This window comes from Streptococcus saliviloxodontae (assembly GCF_016908655.1).
In the GTDB taxonomy this organism is placed as follows: domain Bacteria; phylum Bacillota; class Bacilli; order Lactobacillales; family Streptococcaceae; genus Streptococcus; species Streptococcus saliviloxodontae.
On the sequence record NZ_JAFBEI010000005.1, the window covers coordinates 17,620 to 40,798 of the forward strand.

Sequence of the window (23,179 nt, forward strand, 5' to 3'; positions counted from 1 at the left end):
AATTTTCGTAGAAAAATAGGAAATCTGACGAAGATGCTTTAGCATCTAGGAAGAGTTATCTTTTTTCTGAGAAAATTAGTCCCGTGTTCTGATAAACATGATACAAAACCTCAGACACACTAGTCTAATGTTCCTAGATGCCTTTTTTGTAACTTATTTTTCCATATTTGGCTTCTAATTTGGCCCAAACTCGACGTTCGCGCCAGCGATTAAACTTGGTATTCCAAGCGTCAGACTTAACCAAAGGTCGCACTAAAATTGACTGAATCCCCGCACGATGTGCCGCTCGTATATCCGTCATTAACTGGTCGCCAACCATGACAACCTCATCAAGATCAAAACCATAGCGATCCATGGCAATCCTGATTCCTCTTGTAAAAGGCTTCATGGCGCGACTAACAAAGTCAACACCAAAACGATCCACCGCACGTTCAACGCGTGAATACTTATTGTTAGAAACCACTACAACAGAAATATCTGCCATCTGCATCTCATCGAGCCACTTACGTAATTCTGGGGTACCATCTGGATTATTCCAAGCAATCAAGGTATTATCCAAATCCACCAAAACGGCATGAATACCGTGACGCAACAAGTCCTCTGCTTTCAAGTCATAAACAGCCTCAACCACAAAGGTCGGCCTATAATCGTCAATACTCACTATCTTCTCCAAAAATTAGATTTTACCCTTTATTATAGCACAGTTGTCCTATTTTGGCTAAAGAGAGCCTACGACAATTCATAAGAGGCTGATTACTGCTCAGCTACCTCATGAATTGACTTGACTGCGATAGCTGGCGTCTGATGGTTTCCTAAGCATTTTTCCATCCAAATCATATCATACCAAGTGTCAAATTTATAACCTGACTGATGAAATTTCCCAACCAAGCTAAATCCTCTAGCTTCATGGAATTTCTGACTGCCATTGTTCAGATGAGTATCTTCCTGACCGGTCGTCGCGATACAGGCATTTAGATTTAAGATTCCCATCTTCTTGAGGCAGTCCTCTAAACGATCATAAAGGAGGCTTCCTAGTCCTTTTCCACGAGCATCTTTAGCAAGATAAATAGCACTTTCTGCTGACCAGGCATAGGCTGCTCTCTCATGAAAAGCTGAGGCATAGGCGTAGCCTAAGATTTGGCCATCCTCCTCAGCCACCAGATAAGGGTAAAAAGCTGAAATCTGTCGAACTCTTTCCTGAAACTCGGCGAGACTGGGAACGTCATATTCAAAAGTAATCGCTGTTTCTTTGACGTAATAGGCGTAGATAGCCAACAAATCTCTCGTATCTTCTAGGTCAACCGTTCGAATTCTTATCATCATTCTCCTCCATAACACACCGTTTCTTATCTCGAAAAAGATTCCCCATCACCTAGATAGAGAATACCTTTTACATAGAATAATCACTTATCCCTTTCAACGGACAAAAAGTTGCCATTAGCGTTGAACTAGTCTCACCACAGCCTCCGTCCTTGCTGTCTATGGACTGGGGAAACAAAATTTTATTGCTGTTTTCTTGAAAACTACACCATTCTTGCTCAGTGTCTGTACTAGACTTCTTTGCATTTTTCCGTTTGTCTTTAAACATTTTTCCATTCATCTTTGATTCGTCTCCAGATTTATAAATAAAAGTAATTTTTGCTGGATCTATTGTACCGTCATCCAATACTTCTCCCAAAATTACCTTTTCAACAAGACTCTCAAAAACTGCACGGTCAAATTCTGTAATCAGTTGTTTTGATTTTAAAAGTTTACAAAATGATTCTAAGCGTTCCTTCACTCCTACATCTGTTCGTAAGTTAGCTTCAATATTTAGTTTTGAATCAACTAATTTATCATTTTGTTTCATAATATCATGAAACTGCTCATCATACAAGGTATCACTAATTCGATTTTCAAGTTTCATTTTTATTATTTCACGTTCTTGATTCTTTAGCTTCTGCAGTTTCTTTTCAATCCTCTTAAGTTCTAATTCTAAAGAATTGTCCCTTATTTCTTCCTCCACAGTATTTAGAAACAGTTCAACAATACTATCATTATTCTGATATAACAATCTAAAACTTTCAAGAAACGCTGTCTCAATAGCTTTTTCACTTATTCCCTTGCTATGAGGACAATATTTTTTCCCTTTTTTAATTGCTCTTTGGCAATGCCAAATAACTTTATGGTAAATTGTACCACTATGCCAAGAACGTCTTGCCACTACGGACTGACAAAAACCACATTCTAGTAAGCTACTAAACGCATACATTCTAGAGTATCTTTGAGGTTTGCCTGAAGTCTGTCCAATTCTACCTCGTCTCCCTGAACGTTTTAAACGAATCTCTTGAGCTTTATTAAAGTCTTCCTCACTAATAATTGCTTCGTGATTATTTTTGATATAATATCGATCTTCTTCTCCATAATTATCCAACCTTATTATACATATTTTAAAATCAAAATATCGTTTAAATCCCAAACAGGCACTGAAACGTCCTAAACGGGAAACATTTGTTCTTTTATAGCTCTCCAGTTTTTATCTTCAAGCACTTCCATCTTCTTCTGCACCTAACGGTCATATAGTAGCTGTTACTAAAGCTACACAAGTAGGGATAATTTGTCCTAGCATCCTATCAGGGTTCACGATATTATTATGCGACTTTAGTCCATTTCGCTCCGAAGGTGAGAAACAATAAACCACCCGTTTGACGGGTGGTTATGATTTACACTATCAATTATTTTTAATATCAAATAATGATAAAAGTGAAAATATTAATGTTAATAAGAAAAGAAAACGATTATGTCCCCCAAAATACCCTAAAGAAGTGGCTAAAGCTACTAGAGGAATAACAGTGTTGTCGCTCTTATCATTAATTAGCAACATAGGTCAGTCCACCAACACCTCCAACTACTGTCCCAGAACAAATTGCAGCGCCTAAAGTATATCCAGCTGCAAAGGGAAAATTAACAAATATGATACTCTATTTTCTTCCTCTAGAATTTAACCAAGAAATCATTAAAGGAAAATGTAGTAGCCCTATACTGTACAATACAAAGATTACCTTTGGATTGCTATCATAACTTCTATAAATTATGACAAGTATAAACATTATCCATACAAACCATAGAATCCTTAAGAATCGTTTAAGCTTAACAAAACGTTGCTGCACCTGTCAAACCACCTCCAGCAGTAGCAGAACCAACAATAACGCCTCCTACTACCCAGCCTACTGGATTACTAGCAGCAAGAATTCCAATACCTGCAGCTGCTAATCCTGTTAGTGCTCCTCCGCCTGCACCAGCAGCACATCTCCAGCCTCCACCTTCAACAGTTGAAAGTTGCACATCACTCATCATATCAAATTGTTCAAATGTTTTTGTATCCATAAGGAAGACTTCCTAAAAATATTATTTTTATCTTGTCGGGTTGCAACCTTGACGAGTTTAGTATAGCACTTCCTCAAAAGATATTTTTCCCATTTCCTGAATAGTCATTTAACTTTCCTAAAAGGGAAAATTTTACAGTTTGAGAAGTTAAGAGACCGTTTAAGCATTTATTTTCAGGGAGCTTTTATCGTTAAAGATGATTCGTCTACCATTTAAGATTTGGACGTTTTTCTTTTTTACTACAATAAAAGAATTAAGCCAAGGCGGAAAGAACTTCATCCTGTATTTCACAGGACGAAGTTCTTCTTTTAAATAAAATATCCAACTTTTTGGGGTTAGTACATTATTTTTTCTTTATATAAGAAATAAGAAATATTAGCAAAAAAGTTAGTCCTGAACTTGAAAGCAAAACATAGTCTTTAAATGATTTGGGGAAAATTGGAAAAATAATTACCAATAAAAAGCCTAAAGTCATTATAAAAGCAGCTAAATTAAACTTTCTCACTTTAATTAACCTATTTACACCAGGCAACTGCAGCCCCGACCCCTGCCATCGCCCCGCCAAATACGCCTAAAGGACCAGTTATTGCAGCCCCTGCAATAAACCCACCTCCTGCTGCTGCCATAACTCCCCAAACACAATTATTTTTTGAAGCTCCTGCAGAAATACTTATCAGTTCTGACTCTTTTAAAGTATAATACATTTTTAATCCCTTTCTTTTAATTAATATTTATCTACAACCAATAATTGCACCCGCTGCTGCCCCGACTGCCGTACCAATAGCACCACCTACTAAGCCTCCTGCAAGTCCTCTACTGCCGCCCCAAGCTGCACCTCCAGCTATTGTAGCAACACAAACTGTTGAAACGCCACCTTCAACGGTCGCAAGAGTATCTGCATTGAGCACGTTAAACTGTTCCATTCTTGTATTTATGATAAAAATCTCCTGTATGATATAATATTTTATCTTGTCGGGTTGCAACCTTGACGAGTTTAGTATAGCACTTCCTTGATAGATATTTTTCCCATTTCCTGAACAGTCATTTAACTTTCCTAAATGGAAAAATTTTCCTCTTGGGATATTAAATTGATCGTTTAAGTGTTCATTTTTGTAAGATCCAAGATATCTTTCCTATTCAGGTAGTTTTGATTATCACTTACGATTGGAAAGTAGCCACTTTATATTCTATTGCAGAATATACCACGATAAAAAACTGCTTGAGTATGCTCAAGCAGTTTAGGCTAGATTAGCTTTGGTAAGATGAATAATTTGTTGCACTTAGTTTGATATAGTGAATTGTAGGGGAAGGTCATAGTTTAATGACTAGATCTAAAACAAATACCAAAAAATAAATAATATAGGGCAAACTGTTCCAAATGATATGTAATGTTATAGAATAATAAATCGATTGTGTATACCAGTATATACCAGAGAAAATTATCCCCATTACAAAGTAAGTCATAAAATCTGTGATCGAGGGTTGGCGTAAATGTCCCAAACTAAATAAGATCGCGGACAAAAGGATACTCGAGATGCCACTAAATTGTTTGACAAACTTCTTCATTACAAGGTATCGAAACAGAATTTCTTCGTAAATAGGGGCAACAACACAGATAATCATTACCCCTGGTGCTAGTTCATTTTTAATACCTTGAATATACAATATAAGTGCTGTGGTTTTACGGCTTTAAAGTCCATATGCTGGTCACCCTGTCAGGTTATATTCTAAATTATGTTGTGACCCCTGCTTCTATTCATGATATTAGAGTAGTGGACGAGTTGCTAGATAATTGCCGACAGTCCTTTATTTTAGCTGATTTAGGTTATCTTAGCCGACAACTTAAAGAAGAGTTAAAACAGAGAGGTTATCATCTTTGGACACCTCTGCGTCAGAATATGGCTGGAGCTAAGCAACATAACCATTGGAAATTGATGGCTATGAGACGAACTATTGAAACCCGATTTTCGGAGTTATGTGCTCATTTTAATATCGAACAGACATTAACTAGAAGCCTATCAGGATTGCAATTGCGTATTGAACAAATCATATTAGCCTATAATTTGAGATATTTTGAAATAAACTAGCACCAGGGGTTTAAATTACTTTTATTTACGTTGATATTGTACAGTGTAATTATTGCAGGCTTATCTAATCTTTTTATACTCGTTCAGAGCAGCCAAAAGATATATAGTTAATCCTGCTATGATAAATAAAGTTTGATAAATTCCACTTAATGTAAAAATCACTTTAATTGCAATACCTACAATAATAATTGTACTGATAAATATTAACCATTTTTTCACATTCTTTTTCCTTAACTAACTTTATTATAGCAAAACGCCGTGCTACCACCAATGAAACCAGCCACTTTCTGGGTCAGTAGTAGAAATTTTCTTTTCCTTAGCCTCGCTTTCTTTGGCGAACTTTAGCGATTTTTTTTGCGTGTTTTTTCCTATCCAAGTCAATCTCTAGTTCAAGCTGGTCACTCATGAATTTAGCCTGTTGTTCCACCATTTCCATGCGGTACTTGTGACTGTTAGCAGCAGTTTTAATATGAGTTCCATCCACAAAAATCTCACTCGGATCAATCAAGCCAGCTATCAAAGCCTGATTTAAGACCTGATTGAAAATCTCAGAGATGGTCTCTTTCTCTTGGAAACGACGGCTGTAATTTTTTCCGTAGGTCGTGAATAGAAAAAAGCCCTTGGAAAATAATTTCCAAGGACTTTGTCTTCAGTCTGATTTTAAGTCTTCTTTTGCTAATGTTAAAGGCTTGATTCTTTCAAACATTACAGTTTTTGAGAACACCAGCTAATGACTTTAAAGTATAGCTTCACTATCGGTGTGGCAGTCATTATGAGTAATATTCTGATAAAATTGATGGCAAATGTATTTGCGCCTAAGTTGGATAATGATGACGCCGCTGTAATTTGGATTAGTAGATGCAAAACAAGCACTGCCAATATGAACCATAAAATTTTAAGTATGTTATGTATTTTTTGATACACCATAGTCTTTAATAAACTTTAAACCCCAAACCAATAATCCTGAGATAACAAGACATATAAAAGCACCTACATACCCTATAACTTGTTGATATATTTCTACCGCAGTTACACCTTTATACAAACCAATAAAACCAAAAATTAAGGCAAACATGATGAAAGTAATCTGCGTAGCCTTCGCGTGAAAATGAGTTTGTTCTTTTGTCTGTTCTAACTTAATTTCTTTGGTAAAGTAAATAGTAGTTCCCATATTAGCTACTAAAATGAGTAGCATAATCACTTTGGTTAATAAGGGAAGGCTAAAAAATTCCCGCGATAAGAATGTGATAAGTATACCTATAATTGGTAACTGACCCAAATATCTGATAAGTAATAACTTATCTAACTTTGAAAAATGGTGTTTTTTCATAGTTACACCTCCTTTTCCTTGAAAAGTGGTGACCACCTAGCAAGTAAATGCTCCTCCAATACCACCAATAACTGCCCCAACAGCACCTGTTCCTAATGCATAAGGACCTAAAAAGATTGTTCCACCAGCAGTAGCCATATAGCCTTCAGCAGCACCTAAGGCAATACTACCACCACAACTAAACCAGCCTCCACCCTCAACAGCTGAAAGTTGTACGTAATCTAAAAGTTCAAATTTCTCAAATGTTTTTGTGTTCATAAGTAATACCTTCTAAAAATATTATTTTTATCTTGTCGGGTTGCAACCTTGACGAGTTTAGTATAGCACTTCCTTGATAGATATTTTTCCCAATTCCTGGACAGTCATTTAACTTTCCTAAATGGAAAATTTTTCCGCTTGAGATATTAAATTTACAGTTCAGGTCTTTATATTAGAGTAAGCAGAAATGTCTTATATCATTTATGATTTTTCCAATAATTATTTTAAATTTTTGATTTTTGTAAGCATAGTCTTGTCACACATAAAAAAGATTTGATTACTAACCCTTTGATCCTCAGATTAATACCATGGATTTCAAGTGGCTTCCCTATCTTCTATTACCAATATACTATAAAGAAAGTCGCTTAAATATGCTCAAACAGTTGACAATCAAATAAGTCTTCATTTCTTAAATCGATTGTAGGGACTGTGAAGTGGTCTCTTTTGCTTCTATTTCTAGTTTTTACGGTTCTAATCATTTCCTAGCTCATTTATATTAATATTTTGTTACTAAATGAAAAAACTACAATATCTAAAAAATAACAGATATTGCGGTTTAATGATAATTTATAAATAATGCTAACTAGAAACCCAGAAAAGCCAAGCATTCCAAATAATATGTAAGAATAGGGCAGGATAAAGTGTTTTTGAACGTTTAAATAGAATACTGTAAATCAGACCAAATCCAAAATAAACAATAAAGTCAGATAAATTGAAGCCCTGAAGAACTGTATGAGCTAGGGAGAAAAATACAGCTGATACCAGAAGGTCCAAACCTATACTGCTAAACCGCTCCAAATTTTTTATAATTAGAGCTCGAAAAACAAGCTCTTCGCTAATTGGACCTATGAAAATCCCATAAATATAAAAGAGATACAGCTCTATTCCTGTGCCACTATAAGTATCTAAAAGTTTTTCATTTTCAGGTACTGGAAAGAGATGGTTCACAATAATTGACCAAAGGGTCAGAGCAACAAATCCTAAACAAATAGCTAATATTGTTTTTCTATGAATTGTATCTAATCGAAATATTTTCCTATGCCCCTGACCGTACAACAATAAAAGCGTCATACAGCCTATAAGCATAACTGAAAAATAAAACAAAAGTTCACTTCTGATAAATCCCACTCCAAAGACATATAACATCAAGATGGTGATGGTATAAATATAATGATTTTTAAAACCAGTAACCTCTCCCATATTCTGAGCTCCTCCTAAAACACTATTTTTACTTTCCTTTTAAGATAACACTTCTAGCACCATCTACAAATCCATTCCACATATCTTTCAAACCTTTGAAAGGATCAAAACCGCCATTAATTTTTTCAAGATGATATTCCGAAATTTCGTTAAATTTATCATATTTCATAATTAGTCACTCCTCTCTAACGACAAATGAGATCAGTTGGAACAATTATTTGACCTAGAGCTTTTTTTGTAAAAATTCTTCCAAAAACCTGTCCTGTACAATAGTCTTTCGATTTTCCACCAGTAATATTGGCAAGAACATCTAGACTCAATACGTTGAATATATTGTTTGTTTTTGTATTCAAAGCGAATACCTCCTTTGTAATATAGATTTAATTTTGTCAGATTGTAACCATAAAGGTCTAGCTCACTAACAGTATGATACCATTCAAAATTGCGAATTAGGAAAACTTCTACCTTAAGTAAGAAAGTAAGCAAGTCAATTGAATTGAATAAACCAATCTTCTTTTCTTGTTTCTAAAGGTCGTTCATATTTTTTAGCAAAAAGGAGCAAATCTACAGACAGCTTTACCTACTGCAATGACTCCTTTACGAGTATTACTTCCAATTCTAAACCAAAAATCGTATGACTCATTGTCACCACCAGTGATATATTGCAAATCAGATGTCTCTAAAGTTTTAAATTGCTTAGTTTTCATTGTTTTTCTCCATTATTCAAATTATTTTAACAGTAGTCCTGCTATTATAGATAGTACAGTAATTAGTGAATTAGTTGAAATATGAGCTAACACACTATTTTGTAAATGTCTGGATTTATAATACAAGGTACTGTATAACATTCCGAAGATAAAATAATCTAACAGTATTAGTGATAGTGTATAGGTATGAGCAAATGCAAAAAGAAAAGACGAGAGGAAAATAGCAATGTATTTTTTATTCGGATAGAGTCTAATTAGTCCTTCTAAGAGAATCCCTCTGAAAACAATCTCTTCAAGAATTGGACCTAGAAGATGAAGATTCAGCAGCATAAACCAGACATTGGGAGAATGTATTTGCTGTATTAAATCATCATTGTTAGCAGAAGTTAAATGGATTCCAAAAAACTGTAACATCAATTTTATTCCAATAATCAGCAAGAAGATTATTATCGTCCAACCGAAAATAATTCTGACAGTTACATTTTTATTTACTGGAAGGTTGGGAAAGTTCTTCACTCTAATAAATAATAAACCTGAGAATATCATCAAGAAGGCTACTAACCCAACAGATATTTTAAGGACACTATTCTCATCAAAAAGGGTGATTCCCAGATAAGTTGGAATTTGTATCACTAAACTTAATAAGATTGCTACCATTGTTAAACCACATAGTTTTAAAAATCTCATTTTCCCCTCAATCTATTTTTTAACCTATACGTCTACATCCTCTCTAACAACTTCCTTTATGCTTTCTTCCTTTCAAACCATCTGCAAGACCACAAATACTTGACATGAGTTGCTCGTAACTTGGTAATAGTGGAAGAAGTGATCCTCCTCCGCCACCTTGTATAGTAGCAAGGACATCAGAGTTAAGTGTATTGAATTGTTTCATTGTTCTTTTATTCATGGCGAAAACCTCCTGTATGATATAATCTTTTATTTTGTCGGGTTGCAACCTTGACGAGTTTAGTATAGCACTTCCTCAAAAGATATTTTTCCCATCTCTTGAACAGTCATTTAACTTTCCTAAATGGAAAAAAATAATTCCGTTTGAGATATTTAAGTGACCGTTCAGGTGTTAACAATCCAAGATGCCTTTACCATTCAGGACGTTTCGATGACCATTTGAGATTTGATCATCTTTTTCTCTTGATTTTTGTCATAATAATCTTGTAAACAACAAGAAAGGATTTGACAAATGACATCTTACAAACGAACCTTTGTTCCTCAAATAGATGCTAGAGACTGTGGGGTGGCTGCCCTAGCATCAATTGCTAAATTTTATGGTTCTGACTATTCCCTAGCTCATTTACGAGAATTAGCTAAAACAAATAAAGAAGGCACAACCGCCCTTGGTATTGTCAAGGCAGCTAAAGAGATAAGCTTTGAAACCAGAGCTATTCAGGCTGATATGAGCCTCTTTGAAATGGAGGACATATCTTATCCCTTTATCGTTCACGTTAATAAGGAAGGTAAACTCCAACACTACTATGTTGTCTATCAAAATAAAAAAGACCATCTTATCATTGGAGATCCTGATCCTACAGTAAAAGTAACAAAGATGACTAAGGAAAGGTTTACTTCTGAGTGGACAGGTGTAACCATCTTTCTTGCTCCAGAGCCTAGCTACAAGCCCCAGAAGGATAAAAAGAATGGTTTAATGGGCTTTCTCCCCTTAATTTTCAGGCAACGCTCACTTATCTTTTACATCGTCCTATCAAGTCTTTTGGTGACTCTGATTAATATAGGTGGTTCTTACTATCTTCAAGGGATTTTGGATGAATATATCCCTAATCAGATGAAGTCAACCTTAGGTATTATTTCTATCGGTCTGATTATCACCTATATTTTCCAACAGATAATGAGTTTTTCACGAGATTACCTCTTGACAGTTCTCAGTCAACGTTTAAGTATTGATGTGATTCTCTCCTATATTCGCCACATCTTTGAACTACCTATGTCTTTCTTTGCAACACGACGGACTGGTGAGGTTATCTCTCGTTTTACAGATGCTAATTCAATTATTGATGCTCTAGCTTCGACGATTCTATCAATTTTTCTTGATGTCTCTATATTGACCATTGTTGGTAGTGTGCTTTTGGTACAAAATACCAACCTCTTTCTTCTCTCGCTGATTTCAGTTCCCATTTATACTATCATTATTTTAGCTTTTATGAAACCGTTTGAGAGGATGAATAATGATGTCATGCAGAGTAATTCCATGGTCAGCTCTGCAATTATAGAAGATATCAACGGTATAGAAACTATCAAATCCCTAACCAGCGAAGAAACTCGCTATCAAAAAATTGATAGCGAGTTCGTGGATTATTTGGATAAATCCTTCAAACTCAGTAAATACTCTATCCTGCAAGGAGCACTTAAACAAGGTGCTCAGCTCATTTTAAATATTGCTATCTTGTGGTTTGGTGCTCAATTAGTGATGACAGGTAAAATTTCAGTTGGTCAATTGATTACATTTAACACTCTCTTATCTTACTTTACCAATCCTTTGGAAAATATCATCAATCTGCAAACCAAACTCCAGTCTGCTAAGGTAGCCAATAATCGTCTGAATGAAGTTTACTTGGTTGAATCTGAATTCAATAATAATCAGTCTTTAACTGATTCGCAATTTCTAGCTGGTGATATTCGCTTTGAAGACCTTTCCTATAAGTACGGCTTTGGTCGTGATACCTTATCTGACATCAATCTAACAATCAAACAAGGTGATAAAGTCAGCCTAGTAGGGATTAGTGGCTCAGGAAAAACAACTTTAGCTAAAATGATTGTCAACTTCTTTGAACCTTACAAGGGACGGATCACTATTAATAATAATGACCTCAAAATGATTGATAAAAAGACTCTTCGACAACACATCAACTACCTTCCCCAACAGGCTTATATCTTTAATGGTTCAATCTTAGAAAACTTGACCTTGGGAGCTAATCAAATGATTAGCCAAGAAGATATTATCAGAGCTTGTGAAATGGCAGAAATTCGCCAAGACATCGAACAAATGCCTATGGGATACCAAACAGAACTATCAGATGGAGCAGGATTATCTGGTGGTCAAAAACAACGAATTGCTTTGGCTAGAGCATTACTGACGACAGCTCCTGTTCTTATTCTTGATGAGGCTACTAGCGGTCTTGATGTTTTAACCGAGAAAAAGGTTATTGATAATTTAATGACTATGACTGATAAGACTATCATCTTTGTCGCCCATCGTCTCAGTATTTCTGAACGAACCAATCAGGTCATTGTCCTTGACCAAGGTAAAGTTATCGAGACTGGTTCTCATCAGGAGTTGATGGCCAAACAAGGTTTCTACCATCATCTATTTAGCAAATAAGGAGGCTTATCATGAACCCAAATCTCTTTAAAAGTTCAGAATTTTACCAGCGTCGCTACCACAATTTCGCTACACTCTTGATTGTCCCATTAGTCCTATTACTAAGTTTCCTGCTAATCTTCTCACTACTTGCCAAAAAAGAAGTTACCGTCACATCTAGAGGTGAGATTACACCAACCAAAGTTATTGCATCAATCCAATCAACCAGCAATAATACAATAACAGTCAATAATCTTTCCAATAACCAATTAGTCAAAAAAGATGAACTCATTATCAAATATGCTGAAACCATGGAGAGTTCCCAAAAACAGGCTCTTGAAACCCAATTAGCAACTTTAGGGAGGCAAAAAAATGGGCTAGAAACATTGAAAGAAAGCCTTTCCCAAGGAACAAATCTTTTTACTGGAGAAGATGAGTTTGGTTATATCAATACCTTTAACAACTTTGTTAGCCAATCTAAAGATATTGAGTTAGGTATCTCTAAAACTAATACTGAGGTTAATAATCAAGAAACTTTAGCAGAGAATACCGCTTCAGCTATTAAAGTACAAATCAATAATATCAACCAACAAATTGCAGAGTACAAAGAACTTAGTCAAGCTATTACTAATAAAAGTTCGAGTCTATCTCCTGGTAATCCACACCAAGCTACCTTGAATAACTACTTAGCTCAATCCCAACAAGAATCTCAGTCTGGATTAGCTGAACAATATCTTTCTCAAATCAATCAGAGTATCACAAATCTAGAATCCTCTATCTCCAGCCTCAATATCCAACTAGCAGGAACAGGAAGTATTGCGGCATATGACAATAGTTTAGGAACTAAGGTAGAAGCCTTACGAACACAGTTTCTACAAACAGCATCACAACAACTGACTACTGTTGAAACACAAATTACTGAACTGACAGCTCAACTTGAGCAAGCAAATGTCAACTATGAACACAATACTATTACAGCCCCAGAAACAGGAATTATTCACTTAAATAGTGAGTTTGAAGGAAAAACTCTGATTCCAAATGGTAATGAAATCGCTCAAATTTACCCCAATATTCAGGAGACAAAAGAGGTACTTATCACCTACTATGTGACTTCTGAATATGTCCCTGTACTTAAAGAAAAGCAGCTAACACGTCTTAAACTAGAAAAAATCGGAAATCAAAGTGTTACAATCATTGGAAAGATCCATTCTATTGATAGAACAGCAACAAAGACAGAGCAAGGAAATCTTTTTAAAATCACTGCATTAGCTCAATTATCCGATAATCATAGTGACATTATTCAGTACGGTCTTCAAGGACGAGTAACTAGTGTCGTTGCCAAGAAAACTTACTTTGATTATTATAAAGATAAGTTATTATCCAACTATAATTAACCATTTAGGAAAATTAAATGACTTTTAGAGATTTGAACCGAAAAATTGGCTTATTTTATGTATAATAAACTAAACATTATATAAAGGGGGGTCTCACATGACCAAAAAAATTAAAACACTCACAGGCTTCACGGAACTAACTTCTTCCGAACTTCACCGTATTTCTGGTGGAGATTGGTGGAGCGATTTGAATAAAATTTTTCCTCAAACAAAAAAATTCGCAGATAGCAGTAATAGACATAAAATAGGATAACATCAAAAATTTTGGACCGAGGGAACTAATCTCTCGGTCCAAAATTTTTGTCTATTTAGATGATAGTTCAATTTCTAAAGATTGAGTAAATAAATAGGTTTGACTACTTGTGTTAAGCGATGCATGAGGATAGCGTTCTAAAATTTTCATAACATTATACAAGCCAATTCCCCTGTTATTACCTTTTGAACTTTGACCAAAGGCATAAACATTTGAAAGGTCAATACTTTCTTCCCTAGTTGTATTTTCGATAATAAACATCTGCTTATTCTTGACAGTCAAAAAAGCAATTGTTACCTTTGAGGTTGCATCTGCATTTATAGCGGCTTCGATGGCATTATCACACAATATAGAAACTATTGTGATAAAATCTACCAACTCCATTCCTTTAGGTTTAATGACTTCTGGTACTTCCAAGCTGACTGATATATTGTTATCATTGGCTTGGAGAAACTTTGAAGCCAGAAGACTTTTCAACGCAGCATTATCAACATTAACTAAACGTCCAATATCATATTTACTGGATCGTAATTGTTTATGAGAATCCTTTAGCACAGACTGATAAATGTCTTTTATTTGTTCAATATCATTGTCTTCGATAGCTAATCGTAATGTTGTTAATAAGTTCGCATAATCATGCCTAAAACCTTTAACTTCACGATAGAGCTCCTCAACCTGATTGCTATACATTTCCAAATTCCTTAGTTGCAACGCTTGTTGAAAATCAAGCTCTTCTTGTAATTTCTTTCGCAGATGAAAATCAAGTTGTTTGATCATTCCCATGAATATAACGAGGTACACCACCAGGATAAATTGCCTAAAAGACATGCTTGGTAGCCCTTTTTCATACTCCATATAAGCTAATATTCCCATTAAAAAGTAATAAATAACCATTTCCCAGTTGGCGAGATAAAGGATTCGTTTATCTTCATCTACTAGAATATCAGTCCTTAACTTGACAAAGTCATACCTTAACCATTTTAAAAAGATAAGAACAGCCAGTAGTGAAAATAGATTCACGATAACAAAAGTTGATGTATTCTTTATAATGCCTGGTGCCTGCCCCAATAAAGGTAAAATAAAATACATAAATATTCGATAGAATAGATTATTTAAAACAAAAGGAAACAATCCATAGAAAAATAATAAGGTTTTCGGAAGAGGTCGTAAAAACACTACAGCTAATAGTAAGGCATATAAAGGTTCATCAAAATAAGTAATAAATTCATCTGAAAATAATTGATTCAAGGTTGCAAACAAGGCCGCAATTGGTACCCTAAGAAGAATGACCAAAAAGATTGAGCGAAACGAATAACTTATCCGATTGATAGTAAAAAAGAGAACAAGTAGTGTTCCCAACGAAACGACCGTTTCAATAAGATAATTTATAACTGACATAGCCGCCCCTAATCAATGTAATCTATCAATAATATTTAAAGTTGATTCTAGCTTTTGCCTTGAAATAAAACAGGTGGAACCATTAGGAAAGAATACCTGTTTTTCATGCTTATCCACTTTAACAACATTTCTAGGATTAATTACAAATGAACGATGACATTGAAAGAGTCGCTTATCTTGTTTCAAAATATCTGACAAACTAGCTGTAAACTCCCTTCGGTCTGTTTTTGTATAAAGGATAACACGATGAGGTCTAGGGGACGTCTCAATATAGTACACTTCATTGAATGGATATTGTACTTGGGTATATTTAGATTTGAAATAAAATGAATCCTCAGACACAGCTTTACTATCCTTATTATGAGCATAAAGTACGGCTGCCTCTATCCGAGAGTCAAACTCGTCAGCTTCAAGTTCCTTGTCGATATAATCCAATGCAGATACCTGATATCTAAAAGATAAGGCCATAAACTCAGAATGTGTCGTCACAAAAACAATACTAGCATAAGGGTCAATTTCTCTAATTTGTTTAGCGATTTGAAGGCCTTTTAATTCCTCTTCCTTAATTTCAATATCTAAAAAAAATAGCTGATGCACACCTTTTTCTTCTATTGCTTGAAGTAGCTGATCAGGTTTTCCTGAAATTTCAACTATTTTAGGAACTATGCTGTGCTTTTCTAAAAGTTTAGTAATAATCTTATCGATTCTTGTTTGTTGCTTAAAGTCATCTTCTAGTACAAAGATATTCATGCTACATTCCTCCTTTATTAATCCACTGATGCAGTATATCTTGATAACGACGTCTTGAAAAAGTAATGTAATGTTCTCCTTTTTCTCCAAGAAAAATACGCTTTTCTCGAGAGTTGATAGCTTTAATTTTAGAAAGGTTAACTAGACTAGACCTATGACATCTAATGAAAATTTCTGGATACATTTCTTCGATACCTTGTAACTTTTGTAAACAATCATAGGTCTCTGTTTCAGTCACGATTTGAATATAATGTGGCTTATATGGATGTGATGTAATATATAATATGTCTGAAAACATCACTTTTTTTGTCTCATCTTTAACTTTGATAATCATAAAGTTCATAGGTATGTCCTCCTATAAAGAACTATACCATAAGAATAACATCATGTTCCCTACAAATCTTAAATGGTCATCCAAGAGTCTTGAATGGTAATTTTTTACCATTTAGGAAAGTTCAATGATGTTTGAGGAAATAACAATCACTTCATCCCTGTATATGATATGATTAAATTACAAAAAAGAAAAAAAGAAAGGATACTATGATTGAAGTTATTTCTCGTTCCGTCCTAAGTATTTTTGTCGCAATTATCATTAAAATTTACTTAATCAATCATAAGATATACTCAAAAATTACACTATCTTTCTCTTATTATCCGTACAAATACGATAGTTATACCACGTATTTTATCATAAAATCGCAGTTTTTAACATCAGAGCAGATGAGCTTCTACTTACAGGAGATACGAAATCATTCGGAACTAGCCAATATCATCATTATTGGGAAGAATATAGATTATGAAGAGCTTTTCAAAAATCATTTTCGGATATTTGGAGTAATTGACACAACTAACAATAGATCATTAACATTTATCAGAGCACAAGTTCACTTTTACTTAGATGGTCTATATAGAAAGAGATTGACTAAAAGCTTAGACTAAAGTCTCCCAACCTTATATTCGTTATCAAAAATCCATTTAATCATGGATTTTTATTTTTCTTCAATTTCTTTCTCTAGCTTAGTAACTCTTGATACGATTAATCAATTGATTTGACATATGAGTAATACTTCTCTCCTTAATCTGGAACTCCTCTGTCTCCTAAAGTCAAACTCCATTATCAATAGAAAAAGGACGAGACTGGGCAAAAATTAAAATTTTAGCCTAATAATTAAATAAAATTTAAATATAAAAAATAACTTAAAATTAATGTCTCTGACAACATAGTTCTAAGCTATTTTTTATATTTTAAAGACTTTTCCCAGCATCATCCTAAGAGAATGACCTACAATTTATTTCTTCCGTAGGATGGTAAAGATCCTTACTCCTAATACCGTCAAAAAACCTATTAAGAAATATACCATAATATCCACCTATTTAATCCACCAGCACGTCGCTCCGTAACCAACAGCTCCACCAGCACCATTCCAAGAACAAGCACCACCTTCAATAGTCGCAAGCAGTTCAGTGTCCAAAAGTTCAAATTGTGAAATAGTTTGTGTATTCATGATGAATACCTCCTTATGTTTTATTTCTTTGTTTGTCTGTTGCAACTTGACATCCTTAGTATAGCACTCGGCTTATAAAATTTATCACCATTTCCTGAACAATCATTTAACTTTCCTAAACGGGGAAAGTTTACCGTTGAAGACTAAAATATATCCGTCCTGGTATTGAAACCTTGACAGAATAGAATATAGTAGACTCAATTCAGGACTAATAAATACAGCTACTAAACCTCATTCTAAATTTCTCTCCTCTTTCTTTTCTTGAATCTGATTATCTCTTACTCTATCATTCAATATTGCTATAAATCTCTCCAAGCGCCTCACACTATGCTCATAAGCATCAATCTTCATTTCTAAGTCGCTTTGATGGTCTAAGATTTCTTTTTCCACTTTGTCTAGTTTGATTGCTGCTGAGAGATTTAGTCTACCATAATCATAACGTGCTAATCATCTACTCTCACTATCTTCGCTTTCTAAATTGACGAGACACTCCGCTATCTTAGTTAAGGTAGCGATTTTTTGATTAGTTTCCGAAATGGCTAAATCCAATGTCGCAATTTCTAAAACCAGTTCATCCTTGATGTCGATATAGGACTTTTCCTGGACATTTAGCTCAACTAAAAGATTCACTTCTTCCAGTTTCTCTTTGATTGTTTCCAGACTAGCTCTTCTTTGTTTTGGTATCAGTTGGCTTTCTTCTCCTAGTTGTCGAATCAATTCTCTCCCACGAATAAAGCGATTTAAGTCCGACTTTTCTTTGTTGTAAAGAAAAAATTGAGCAGTCTCTCTCAGATAGATTTTATACTGAGTTTCCCTATCCTTTTCAATAATATCCAGTTGCCTATTCTGTATAAAGACCAATCCTTCCTTTCCGATACCATAACCGACCTTAATAAAAATACCGTCTTGAACAACTTTTTCTATTTGATTGTCTGCCAATATAACTTCAAACTCATGGACGGCATCTCTTTTTGCTTTAAATTCTTGAAAAGCACTAGCGATATTTTCTAAGGGAGTTACATTTTCATTCTCATCATCTTGATGAAGAAAGAAATCACTTATCCATTGTTCAGATAAAGGAACGCTTGTTCTCATATCTGAAAAATACGTCTCAAAATAATCCAAATCATACATCTCCTTCTTACTCAGGGCTTGATTGGAAATCATTATCCCTCGCCATACGAAGTCTACATACTTCTGTTTAGGTTTGATTTCTAAGTGAAGTTCTCTTGCTTTGAAAAGGCAACACTTTTCTGAACAATTTTTATAAAGTGTTTTTTAAGCGATAACTCGTTTTGTCATGGGAGTTTGATAGTTGAGACTACCATGAATGCGATGGTAGTTCCACCAGTGGACATAATCTTTCGTTTTGAGGGCTAATTCTTCTAAGGACTGGAAGGTTTCTTGGTCGATAAATTCAAGTTTGAAGGAACGATAGGTACTCTCAGCAACGGCATTGTCATAGGGACAACCAGCTTGACTGAGTAAGCCCTTGACATTCTCAAGAAAGAGAAAACGTGGTTTGATTTGTTTGGCCGCTCGAGCAATTTCGAAGAAAAGAGTTCCTCTAGTATCTTCAAATCCCAATCGTCTGCCGGCGAGTGAAAATGCTTGACAAGGGAATCCGCCACAGATGACGTCCACCTTGCCTCTGAATTGTTTAAATTCTTGGTCTGTAATTTGTTTAATGTCATGGTATTCCATTTCTCCTTTCAGGTTGTACATGGCTTGGTAAGACTGTCTCGCAAACTTATCAATCTCACAATAAGCTAAACAGGTATGTCCAGCAGCTTCCATTCCCATCCGAAAACCACCAATACCTGCAAATAAATCTATAAAATACATTATTTCCTCCTTTTGGGGCAAGAAAAAATGGCTTTACTCACTTAGGGTAAAACCATTTGTTAGATATGATCATCCATTTGAGGCGCACGCTTTAACTCAATAAAAAAGATTATCAGCGATACTAGAATAATAGCTAGAAATAACCACCACATCTCAATCACCTCCTTTCAGATGTAGCTTTCGAATCTTTTGATTCCACTCGGCAAGAATGCCATTAAAGACATATTCCGCAATCTTCTCAGCTGACTTAGCATAAATCATGTGTTCAAGAGCATAGCTATAACGCTCCTCAAAGCTCATCATTGCTATATCAGCATTTGATTGCGACATGTCTTTTCGCAAGCGCTCATAGACCAGATCCCAAATGTAGTCCTGATCATAAGAACTAACTTTTTCAACTTTACGAGCCATTCGTTTCTCTTGAGATTGAGGAGCTTTTATCTCCTCATCCTCCTCTGAAGAAGAATGACTCCCTTTAGTTTCACTATATTCAGTTTCACTAGGGGCTGAATTTAAGACCGGCCCCGTCTGATTTTCAGACTCCCCTAGTCTTTTTTGAACACCTCCCCCGTCTGAATTTGAGACTGGGGGTATCTCATGTTCCAACTCTCCCAAATATATCTTATTGGCCAAGCGTCCTTTTTTACTGGAAGACTGTTGAACTTCATCAATCAAGCCATATTCTCGTAAGGTTTTCTTTATCGTCAGCAATTTTGACTTAGAGCAACCTAGCAAAGCCATTAGTTTGGAGTTGGAATATACTAAATAAATAGCGCCATCTTCATCAATCCAACCTCTACTCAGAGATAGCTCCAAACGGTCTTTTAGAACAGCATAAGCTACCTTAACCTCCAACTTCATATCCTTATACCGATCACTCTCAAATAAAAGTTTAGGGAGCTTATAATAACGCTCAGATGTTTGAAATTGACTAGCTGTAATACGTTTCATGATTGTCCCTCCAATACTAATAAACCAACATTTCCAAAATCATCAAATTGAAGCAAACCTTCCTTTTCCAAGTCAGCTACTAGCAGACTCGTCTCAATAGTTTCAATACCCATAATAGTCATAAGATAATTCATCACAAGCTGTCGTGATGACATTCCGTCATGTTCCATAATTTTTCCTCCTGAAAATAAAAAAGCGAGAACACTTATTAAAATGTTCTCGTAAACTTTGATATATCTAATCTTTATGTCTTCCACAGACAGGCGAGATAAAAATGCTAACTTCTATCTCTTTTTTTGGACTTTTTTTAGTCCTCCTTGACCATCTGGAACAAATACAAAGTGCTTAAAAAACTGCATGAAATCAAGGATTTTCAGCATTCCTTCTTTTGTAGTCTCACCACAGCCTCAGTCCTTGCCGTATGCGGAAACATGTCTACACTCTGAATGTAGTCCACCTCATAGACTTTGGAAAGTTTGACCAAGTCACGCGCCAAAGTTGAGGTATTACAAGACACATAGACCATTTTCTTGGGCTTGTAGGTGAGAAGAGTATCTAAAAGTTTGTCATCCAGACCCGTCCGAGGAGGATCGACAATCACACCATCCGCACGATAGCCCTCCTCATACCACTTAGGAATGATGTCTTCTGCCTTACCGGCTTCGTAATAGGTATTGTCAAAGCCCATGGCCAAGCTGTTCTTCTTAGCGTCCTCGATAGCTTCAGGAATAATATCCATCCCACGCACACTCTTCACTTGACCAGCAAAAGCAAATCCAATCGTTCCCACACCACAGTAGGCATCGATGATATGGTCATTTTCACTAACATCTAAAGCCTGACGAGCCTGATCGTAGAGGACTTGTGTCTGCTCTGGATTGAGTTGATAGAAAGCTCTTGGTGATAAGGCAAAGCTATAATCCAAGACCGATTCTTCGATGCTTTCTTGCCCCCAGAGAATCTCTGTTTGCTCGCCATAAATCTCGCTCGTTTTTGAGCGATTAAGATTAAAAGCGACCGTTTTGATTTCTGGGAAAGTGGCTGTCAACTCCTTGATGAACTTGGTTAGATGAAGCTCACGACTACTGATCACAATCAACTGGACTTGATTCGTCGCCTGACCTTTTCGAATCATGACCGTACGAACACCAGCAATTTTTCGCTCATTGTAGATAGGAATTTTATACTTGTCTAGAAGTTGTGTGACCTTATTGATGATGTCTTGCGTCAGCTGATCCTGAACGTAGCAATCCTTGATTTCGACCAAGCGGTGGCTACCTTCAGCATAAAGCCCTGCTTTAACACTGCCACCAAAAGAACGGGTCTGAAACTGCAATTTAGCACGGTAATGTTGGGGCTTATCCATCCCCAAGGTCGGTCTAATCTCATAGTTTTCATAGCCTGCTGGCTTGAATTTCTTGAGGGCTTGTCGGATAATGTCATCCTTATGCTCCAACTGCTTATCATAACGCAGGTGCATGAGCTGGCAACCGCCACACTCCTCATAAATAGCACAAGCTGGCTCGACACGAAACTTAGAAGGCTTATTGATTTTGAGCAATTTAGCCTGCACAAAATTTCGCTTAACTGCCGTCACTTGGCAAAAAACCTCTTCCCCTTTAAGGGCTCCAGGCACAAAAACCAGCGTTTTTTTGTAGAACCCAATCCCTTCGCCATTGATTCCCATCCGCTTAATTTTTAGGGGGATCCGTTGTTTTTCTTTTAACATCATTCTTCTTTAAAAATAGCTCCCGCTTCTTTCAATTTCTGCACTTTAACCTTCCCAATGCCAGGAAAAGCCAAGACTTCTTTTTCTGTCCATTTCGCAAAATCCTGTAAACGATGGATTCCCCAAAAAGAAAACTCTTCTCGCATCTTGTCTGTCATAAAGTCCAATTCTTCCAAAAGAACTTCCTCTTCCATGGCTATTTCCTCAAAATGATTAATGAGGTAAGAATGAACAAAACCATAAGCCGTTAACAAGATCGGTAAAACCCTAGAAAAAGAGAAATAAAGACTATCCAAAGTCCCTGACTGAACCCTCTCCCAATTCACTGAGCTCATAATCTCTGGCAAAGGAAAAGCCACCTCTTCTAAAAAGGTTATAAAATGAGGGTTAACCTCTAAGAGTTGACTGACGTAGAGGCGACAGCTGTCAATATCATCATGGAGCAGACTGGCTACAAAAAGTGACACCAAAAGCTGTTCATCCCCTTGCCCTCCGATGGCATCATAAAAAGATTGAGCATCCTTGTAACGACGCAGCAAAACTAGGCAAGCCATGATTTCATAACGAGCACCGAGACTATCTTGCTCATCTAGCTGATACAGCTCCTCAAAATGAACTAGAGCCTTCTCGTAGAGACCATTCTGCTTACATAGTAAACCCAAGGAAAATTTAGAGCCAAAATAAGTTTTTTGAGATTTCCTATCCCAATACTTAAATGCTTTAATATCCTCTTGATCACCAGACGTCAAAGCACGATAGAAGGGATAAAGTTCATCGATTTCGGCAGAAGTCAACTGCGGATCTTCCATATCTCCAAACGCCAGCTCATCGTAAAAATCATCTAGCTCATCATCTGACAATTCAGCTAAAGAATCCAAAAAATCATCATCTAAAAATAATTTTTCTTCTCGATAGCGATTAAAATCAATCACTTTTTTCTCATCAGTCATACCAGTCTCCTTTCTCAGCTAAGAAATTCAATATCTCTATTCTACCATTTTTGATATAATAAAATCATTTTTTTTGGAGGTAAAGGCTAAAATAAAAAACACTAAACAAAGTCAGTAATATCAAG

Annotated in this window: 28 protein-coding genes and 4 pseudogenes; 4 read left to right on the forward strand and 28 right to left on the reverse strand. The window is 35.7% G+C overall.

What is annotated here, in order from left to right; genetic code table 11:
- Positions 1-133: 133 nt before the first annotated feature.
- The 6 genes from JOC31_RS01645 to JOC31_RS01670 all read right to left on the reverse strand — a co-directional run bounded on the left by JOC31_RS01645 (position 134) and on the right by JOC31_RS01670 (position 4,989).
- The gene (locus JOC31_RS01645) at positions 134-661 is read right to left on the reverse strand and encodes a YqeG family HAD IIIA-type phosphatase (protein ID WP_205016484.1); all 528 of its coding nucleotides are present in this window, start codon (positions 659-661) and stop codon (positions 134-136) included.
- 92 nt (positions 662-753) lie between these two features.
- Positions 754-1,323: a GNAT family N-acetyltransferase gene (locus JOC31_RS01650; RefSeq protein WP_205016485.1), complete on the reverse strand. Its 570-nt coding sequence runs from the start codon at positions 1,321-1,323 to the stop codon at positions 754-756.
- Between the two features lie 67 nt (positions 1,324-1,390).
- On the reverse strand, positions 1,391-2,512 hold the full coding sequence (locus JOC31_RS01655; RefSeq protein ID WP_205016530.1) for a recombinase zinc beta ribbon domain-containing protein: 1,122 nt from the start codon (positions 2,510-2,512) through the stop codon (positions 1,391-1,393).
- A gap of 617 nt (positions 2,513-3,129) precedes the next feature.
- Complete coding sequence (locus JOC31_RS01660) at positions 3,130-3,366, reverse strand: Blp family class II bacteriocin (protein ID WP_205016486.1); 237 nt, start codon at positions 3,364-3,366, stop codon at positions 3,130-3,132.
- 731 nt (positions 3,367-4,097) lie between these two features.
- Positions 4,098-4,289, reverse strand: a complete 192-nt coding sequence (locus tag JOC31_RS01665; protein ID WP_205016487.1) for a Blp family class II bacteriocin — start codon at positions 4,287-4,289, stop codon at positions 4,098-4,100.
- 388 nt (positions 4,290-4,677) lie between these two features.
- The gene (locus JOC31_RS01670; protein WP_205016531.1) at positions 4,678-4,989 is read right to left on the reverse strand and encodes a CPBP family glutamic-type intramembrane protease; all 312 of its coding nucleotides are present in this window, start codon (positions 4,987-4,989) and stop codon (positions 4,678-4,680) included.
- A gap of 50 nt (positions 4,990-5,039) precedes the next feature.
- Between JOC31_RS01670 and JOC31_RS01675 the strand changes: the two are divergent.
- A pseudogene (locus JOC31_RS01675) lies at positions 5,040-5,453 on the forward strand (IS982 family transposase); the annotation flags it as partial.
- Between the two features lie 60 nt (positions 5,454-5,513).
- On the opposite strand, the gene JOC31_RS01680 reads toward JOC31_RS01675, so the two are convergent.
- The 10 genes and pseudogenes from JOC31_RS01680 to JOC31_RS01725 all read right to left on the reverse strand — a co-directional run bounded on the left by JOC31_RS01680 (position 5,514) and on the right by JOC31_RS01725 (position 9,855).
- Complete coding sequence (locus JOC31_RS01680) at positions 5,514-5,672, reverse strand: hypothetical protein (protein WP_205016488.1); 159 nt, start codon at positions 5,670-5,672, stop codon at positions 5,514-5,516.
- A gap of 51 nt (positions 5,673-5,723) precedes the next feature.
- Positions 5,724-6,060: pseudogene (locus JOC31_RS01685) on the reverse strand (IS5/IS1182 family transposase); the annotation flags it as partial.
- Between the two features lie 297 nt (positions 6,061-6,357).
- Complete coding sequence (locus JOC31_RS01690) at positions 6,358-6,783, reverse strand: immunity protein (protein WP_205016489.1); 426 nt, start codon at positions 6,781-6,783, stop codon at positions 6,358-6,360.
- 36 nt (positions 6,784-6,819) lie between these two features.
- Positions 6,820-7,041: a Blp family class II bacteriocin gene (locus JOC31_RS01695; RefSeq protein ID WP_205016490.1), complete on the reverse strand. Its 222-nt coding sequence runs from the start codon at positions 7,039-7,041 to the stop codon at positions 6,820-6,822.
- Positions 7,042-7,620: 579 nt separating this feature from the next.
- Positions 7,621-8,241 carry a CPBP family intramembrane glutamic endopeptidase gene (locus JOC31_RS01700; RefSeq protein WP_205016491.1) on the reverse strand — a complete coding sequence of 207 codons (621 nt, stop codon included), beginning with the start codon at positions 8,239-8,241 and terminating at the stop codon, positions 7,621-7,623.
- Between the two features lie 28 nt (positions 8,242-8,269).
- Entirely contained in the window at positions 8,270-8,410 is a 141-nt protein-coding gene (locus JOC31_RS01705) for a hypothetical protein (protein WP_205016492.1), read from the reverse strand.
- Positions 8,411-8,426: 16 nt separating this feature from the next.
- Positions 8,427-8,594: a hypothetical protein gene (locus JOC31_RS01710; RefSeq protein WP_205016493.1), complete on the reverse strand. Its 168-nt coding sequence runs from the start codon at positions 8,592-8,594 to the stop codon at positions 8,427-8,429.
- A 192-nt stretch (positions 8,595-8,786) separates the two neighbouring features.
- On the reverse strand, positions 8,787-8,948 hold the full coding sequence (locus tag JOC31_RS01715; protein ID WP_205016494.1) for a ComC/BlpC family leader-containing pheromone/bacteriocin: 162 nt from the start codon (positions 8,946-8,948) through the stop codon (positions 8,787-8,789).
- 21 nt (positions 8,949-8,969) lie between these two features.
- Entirely contained in the window at positions 8,970-9,635 is a 666-nt protein-coding gene (locus tag JOC31_RS01720) for a CPBP family intramembrane glutamic endopeptidase (protein WP_205016495.1), read from the reverse strand.
- A 43-nt stretch (positions 9,636-9,678) separates the two neighbouring features.
- Positions 9,679-9,855, reverse strand: a complete 177-nt coding sequence (locus JOC31_RS01725) for a ComC/BlpC family leader-containing pheromone/bacteriocin (RefSeq protein ID WP_205016496.1) — start codon at positions 9,853-9,855, stop codon at positions 9,679-9,681.
- A gap of 291 nt (positions 9,856-10,146) precedes the next feature.
- On the opposite strand from JOC31_RS01725, the gene JOC31_RS01730 reads away from it, so the two are divergent.
- The 3 genes from JOC31_RS01730 (at position 10,147) to JOC31_RS01740 (ending at position 13,926) form a co-directional block, all read left to right on the forward strand.
- The gene (locus tag JOC31_RS01730; RefSeq protein ID WP_205016497.1) at positions 10,147-12,300 is read left to right on the forward strand and encodes a peptide cleavage/export ABC transporter; all 2,154 of its coding nucleotides are present in this window, start codon (positions 10,147-10,149) and stop codon (positions 12,298-12,300) included.
- Positions 12,301-12,311: 11 nt separating this feature from the next.
- On the forward strand, positions 12,312-13,673 hold the full coding sequence (locus tag JOC31_RS01735; protein ID WP_205016498.1) for a bacteriocin secretion accessory protein: 1,362 nt from the start codon (positions 12,312-12,314) through the stop codon (positions 13,671-13,673).
- Positions 13,674-13,770: 97 nt separating this feature from the next.
- Entirely contained in the window at positions 13,771-13,926 is a 156-nt protein-coding gene (locus tag JOC31_RS01740; protein ID WP_205016499.1) for a ComC/BlpC family leader-containing pheromone/bacteriocin, read from the forward strand.
- A gap of 51 nt (positions 13,927-13,977) precedes the next feature.
- On the opposite strand, the gene JOC31_RS01745 is transcribed toward JOC31_RS01740, so the two are convergent.
- The 12 genes and pseudogenes from JOC31_RS01745 to JOC31_RS01795 all read right to left on the reverse strand — a co-directional run bounded on the left by JOC31_RS01745 (position 13,978) and on the right by JOC31_RS01795 (position 23,054).
- On the reverse strand, positions 13,978-15,324 hold the full coding sequence (locus JOC31_RS01745) for a sensor histidine kinase (protein ID WP_205016500.1): 1,347 nt from the start codon (positions 15,322-15,324) through the stop codon (positions 13,978-13,980).
- A 12-nt stretch (positions 15,325-15,336) separates the two neighbouring features.
- Positions 15,337-16,074: a response regulator transcription factor gene (locus JOC31_RS01750; RefSeq protein ID WP_205016501.1), complete on the reverse strand. Its 738-nt coding sequence runs from the start codon at positions 16,072-16,074 to the stop codon at positions 15,337-15,339.
- Between the two features lies 1 nt (position 16,075).
- Positions 16,076-16,417 carry a LytR/AlgR family response regulator transcription factor gene (locus JOC31_RS01755; RefSeq protein WP_205016502.1) on the reverse strand — a complete coding sequence of 114 codons (342 nt, stop codon included), beginning with the start codon at positions 16,415-16,417 and terminating at the stop codon, positions 16,076-16,078.
- Positions 16,418-17,444: 1,027 nt separating this feature from the next.
- Complete coding sequence (locus tag JOC31_RS01760; RefSeq protein WP_205016503.1) at positions 17,445-17,579, reverse strand: Blp family class II bacteriocin; 135 nt, start codon at positions 17,577-17,579, stop codon at positions 17,445-17,447.
- 231 nt (positions 17,580-17,810) lie between these two features.
- Complete coding sequence (locus tag JOC31_RS10055; RefSeq protein ID WP_386705364.1) at positions 17,811-17,969, reverse strand: hypothetical protein; 159 nt, start codon at positions 17,967-17,969, stop codon at positions 17,811-17,813.
- 57 nt (positions 17,970-18,026) lie between these two features.
- Positions 18,027-18,746 (reverse strand): helical hairpin domain-containing protein, encoded by a 720-nt coding sequence (locus tag JOC31_RS09825; RefSeq protein ID WP_386705366.1) that lies wholly within the window; start codon positions 18,744-18,746, stop codon positions 18,027-18,029.
- 111 nt (positions 18,747-18,857) lie between these two features.
- A pseudogene (locus tag JOC31_RS01770) lies at positions 18,858-19,064 on the reverse strand (integrase core domain-containing protein); the annotation flags it as partial.
- A gap of 51 nt (positions 19,065-19,115) precedes the next feature.
- Positions 19,116-19,424, reverse strand: a pseudogene (locus JOC31_RS01775) (DNA cytosine methyltransferase); the annotation flags it as partial.
- Positions 19,425-19,577: 153 nt separating this feature from the next.
- Positions 19,578-20,375 carry a replication initiator protein A gene (locus tag JOC31_RS01780; RefSeq protein ID WP_205016504.1) on the reverse strand — a complete coding sequence of 266 codons (798 nt, stop codon included), beginning with the start codon at positions 20,373-20,375 and terminating at the stop codon, positions 19,578-19,580.
- Positions 20,372-20,545, reverse strand: coding sequence for a hypothetical protein (locus JOC31_RS01785; protein ID WP_205016505.1), 174 nt, complete (start codon positions 20,543-20,545; stop codon positions 20,372-20,374). The genes JOC31_RS01780 and JOC31_RS01785 overlap by 4 nt, the downstream gene beginning before the upstream one ends.
- 203 nt (positions 20,546-20,748) lie before the next feature.
- Positions 20,749-22,107, reverse strand: a complete 1,359-nt coding sequence (gene rlmD / locus JOC31_RS01790) for a 23S rRNA (uracil(1939)-C(5))-methyltransferase RlmD (RefSeq protein ID WP_205016506.1) — start codon at positions 22,105-22,107, stop codon at positions 20,749-20,751.
- Positions 22,104-23,054, reverse strand: a complete 951-nt coding sequence (locus JOC31_RS01795; protein WP_205016507.1) for a helix-hairpin-helix domain-containing protein — start codon at positions 23,052-23,054, stop codon at positions 22,104-22,106. The genes rlmD and JOC31_RS01795 overlap by 4 nt, the downstream gene beginning before the upstream one ends.
- Positions 23,055-23,179 lie beyond the last annotated feature (125 nt).

Bases quoted from the DNA above. Each gene is read 5' to 3' on its own strand.
- JOC31_RS01650 (WP_205016485.1), bottom strand. From the start codon at position 1,323: ATGATGATAAGAATTCGAACGGTTGACCTAGAAGATACGAGAGATTTG.
- JOC31_RS01660 (WP_205016486.1), bottom strand. From the start codon at position 3,366: ATGGATACAAAAACATTTGAACAATTTGATATGATGAGTGATGTGCAA.
- JOC31_RS01665 (WP_205016487.1), bottom strand. From the start codon at position 4,289: ATGGAACAGTTTAACGTGCTCAATGCAGATACTCTTGCGACCGTTGAA.
- JOC31_RS01670 (WP_205016531.1), bottom strand. From the start codon at position 4,989: ATGATTATCTGTGTTGTTGCCCCTATTTACGAAGAAATTCTGTTTCGA.
- JOC31_RS01690 (WP_205016489.1), bottom strand. From the start codon at position 6,783: ATGAAAAAACACCATTTTTCAAAGTTAGATAAGTTATTACTTATCAGA.
- JOC31_RS01695 (WP_205016490.1), bottom strand. From the start codon at position 7,041: ATGAACACAAAAACATTTGAGAAATTTGAACTTTTAGATTACGTACAA.
- JOC31_RS01700 (WP_205016491.1), bottom strand. From the start codon at position 8,241: ATGGGAGAGGTTACTGGTTTTAAAAATCATTATATTTATACCATCACC.
- JOC31_RS01705 (WP_205016492.1), bottom strand. From the start codon at position 8,410: ATGAAATATGATAAATTTAACGAAATTTCGGAATATCATCTTGAAAAA.
- JOC31_RS01715 (WP_205016494.1), bottom strand. From the start codon at position 8,948: ATGAAAACTAAGCAATTTAAAACTTTAGAGACATCTGATTTGCAATAT.
- JOC31_RS01720 (WP_205016495.1), bottom strand. From the start codon at position 9,635: ATGAGATTTTTAAAACTATGTGGTTTAACAATGGTAGCAATCTTATTA.
- JOC31_RS01725 (WP_205016496.1), bottom strand. From the start codon at position 9,855: ATGAATAAAAGAACAATGAAACAATTCAATACACTTAACTCTGATGTC.
- JOC31_RS01730 (WP_205016497.1), top strand. From the start codon at position 10,147: ATGACATCTTACAAACGAACCTTTGTTCCTCAAATAGATGCTAGAGAC.
- JOC31_RS01735 (WP_205016498.1), top strand. From the start codon at position 12,312: ATGAACCCAAATCTCTTTAAAAGTTCAGAATTTTACCAGCGTCGCTAC.
- JOC31_RS01740 (WP_205016499.1), top strand. From the start codon at position 13,771: ATGACCAAAAAAATTAAAACACTCACAGGCTTCACGGAACTAACTTCT.
- JOC31_RS01745 (WP_205016500.1), bottom strand. From the start codon at position 15,324: ATGTCAGTTATAAATTATCTTATTGAAACGGTCGTTTCGTTGGGAACA.
- JOC31_RS01750 (WP_205016501.1), bottom strand. From the start codon at position 16,074: ATGAATATCTTTGTACTAGAAGATGACTTTAAGCAACAAACAAGAATC.
- JOC31_RS01755 (WP_205016502.1), bottom strand. From the start codon at position 16,417: ATGAACTTTATGATTATCAAAGTTAAAGATGAGACAAAAAAAGTGATG.
- JOC31_RS01760 (WP_205016503.1), bottom strand. From the start codon at position 17,579: ATGAATACACAAACTATTTCACAATTTGAACTTTTGGACACTGAACTG.
- JOC31_RS09825 (WP_386705366.1), bottom strand. From the start codon at position 18,746: ATGATTTCCAATCAAGCCCTGAGTAAGAAGGAGATGTATGATTTGGAT.
- JOC31_RS01780 (WP_205016504.1), bottom strand. From the start codon at position 20,375: ATGAAACGTATTACAGCTAGTCAATTTCAAACATCTGAGCGTTATTAT.
- JOC31_RS01785 (WP_205016505.1), bottom strand. From the start codon at position 20,545: ATGGAACATGACGGAATGTCATCACGACAGCTTGTGATGAATTATCTT.
- rlmD (WP_205016506.1), bottom strand. From the start codon at position 22,107: ATGATGTTAAAAGAAAAACAACGGATCCCCCTAAAAATTAAGCGGATG.
- JOC31_RS01795 (WP_205016507.1), bottom strand. From the start codon at position 23,054: ATGACTGATGAGAAAAAAGTGATTGATTTTAATCGCTATCGAGAAGAA.